Here is a 1,870-nt window from a genome sequence, read left to right on the forward strand (position 1 = left end):
TAATGTACAATTAGAAGTTAATTAGAAATGCGCCTGCCGGATAAAAACTGTTCTGAAATCATCCTCTCACGGCCTTGTTTGCAGGTGGAGGGAAAATGTGCTGCCCGTTGCCCGATTCGTTATTGAAGAGTAAAGTTTGTGTCGGGTATGCAAATTCAATACCTTCTCTTCTGAACGCTTTCAGGATCGACAGGTAAATTTCCTGTTGTACGTCCATATACAAATTATAATCGGCACTTAAAATATAGTATACCGCCTCATAATTAAGGCTGAAATCGCCAAATCCCGAGAAATGGGCGCGATCGAACTGTGCCAGTTTTTGGGCCTGTATAATTTGCTTAATAATGGCCGGAATGCTTTCTATTTTACCGGTTTCCGTTTCATAGATGACACCAATGGAAAAAACAACCCGCCGTTTTTCCATGCGCTTATAATTATGTACGCGCGAGTTGGTCAAATTCGTATTGGAACAAATAAGCTGTTCACCGCTTAAAGTCCTGATATGGGTGCTCTTTACGCCTATATACTCCACTACTCCCATCTTGTCATCTACTATAATAAAATCCCCGATCTCAAAGGGTTTATCGAAAAATATGACAAAGTAGTTAAACAGGTCGCCCAGGATGGTTTGAGCAGCCAGGGCAATGGCTATACCGCCTATGCCAAGCCCCGTGATCACAGATGTGATATCATATCCCAGGTTATTTACCAGGAACACGATGCCCAGTATCCATACGACAATATTTATAATTATTATTATACCACGCGCCTGTTTTTTGTTTTCCCCTGTATCATCTTTTGCCGAAATAGCCCTGTTAATGAAGTAATTTATGGCTGAAGTGATTGCGCTAATAACAAAAAAAGTGCTTATTAAAAGCACGGCTATGTGTAATACTTTAGCCGCTTTGACGCTTAATGTCAAATAGCTTAACCCCAAATAAACTGCACCGATATATAACACAGGAAATAAGGTCTTTTCGGCCAGCATAACAAAAAAGTCGTCTAACGAGTTGCTCGTTCTGGCTGCCCAGGCTTTGATTCTTTTTAAGAATATCGATCTGCCTATTCTGATAGCTGTAAAAGAAATAACTATAATACCAATTGCTATAACCCAGTTTAATACAGTATTGCCCATTATTATATTATTCCAAATTGAATCCATAGAAATATTTTAAAATAAACAGCCAGACCTTAATAATTAAGGCCTGACTGCCGTGAACAAAGCAATTAGTCGGTTAAAAATTGCCGGGGAACTGTGATACAGATCAAACCCATGCTGATGCTCCTACTTACTAACCCAAAGATTTTCCTGAGGCACAGGTTTCTCATTTATATAATTCATGTTTTCGAGCAGTGATATTACCATCTGCGGGGTGAATAGATTATAACGGGCGTAAGAAGCTTCATTGCCTACTTTGATAGTATAGCTGTTCTTTACTTCCAAAAGCGCTTTGAACATATCTTCGTCGGTATAATCATCCCCCACGGCCAATATGAAATCGAAATCGTTGTTGTTCAGGATCTTTTTAATGGCTATCCCTTTGTCGGCCCCGTTAGTTTTTACTTCTACGATCTTGTTGCCCATCGATACCTGCAGATGCCGCTTATAAGCGTAATCATTCAACTCGCCCAGTAATTCCGCCGCCCGCAGCTTGCCCTGTTCGAGGCTGGCATTGCGATAATGCCATACGATAGAAAATTCTTTTTCTTCAATGAAACTATGGGCGCAGCGGCGAACATACACCTGCATGATCTGCTGTATGGGTTCCTTCCAGTCATTTGGCATCATCACTTCGTTTGTCCACGGTTGATCTGGATATTTGAACCGGGCGCCATGTTCCGCCACCATGTGAATGTTGCAGTCGCCAAA

General features: G+C 41.2%; 2 protein-coding genes. Both read right to left on the reverse strand.

Translation table 11 applies throughout. The features are described 5' to 3' along the window. Positions 1–58: 58 nt before the first annotated feature. Positions 59–1,162, reverse strand: a complete 1,104-nt coding sequence (locus A4R26_RS07460) for a mechanosensitive ion channel family protein (RefSeq protein WP_081163058.1) — start codon at positions 1,160–1,162, stop codon at positions 59–61. Positions 1,163–1,285: 123 nt separating this feature from the next. Then, positions 1,286–1,870: trehalose-phosphatase (gene otsB / locus A4R26_RS07465; RefSeq protein WP_133054585.1), on the reverse strand; the 585-nt coding region annotated here is incomplete at its 5' end.

This window comes from Niastella populi, from assembly GCF_002078015.1.
Lineage (GTDB): Bacteria > Bacteroidota > Bacteroidia > Chitinophagales > Chitinophagaceae > Niastella > Niastella populi.

Coding starts and splice junctions, on each gene's coding strand:
- A4R26_RS07460 (WP_081163058.1), bottom strand. CDS start 1,162: ATGGATTCAATTTGGAATAATATAATAATGGGCAATACTGTATTAAAC.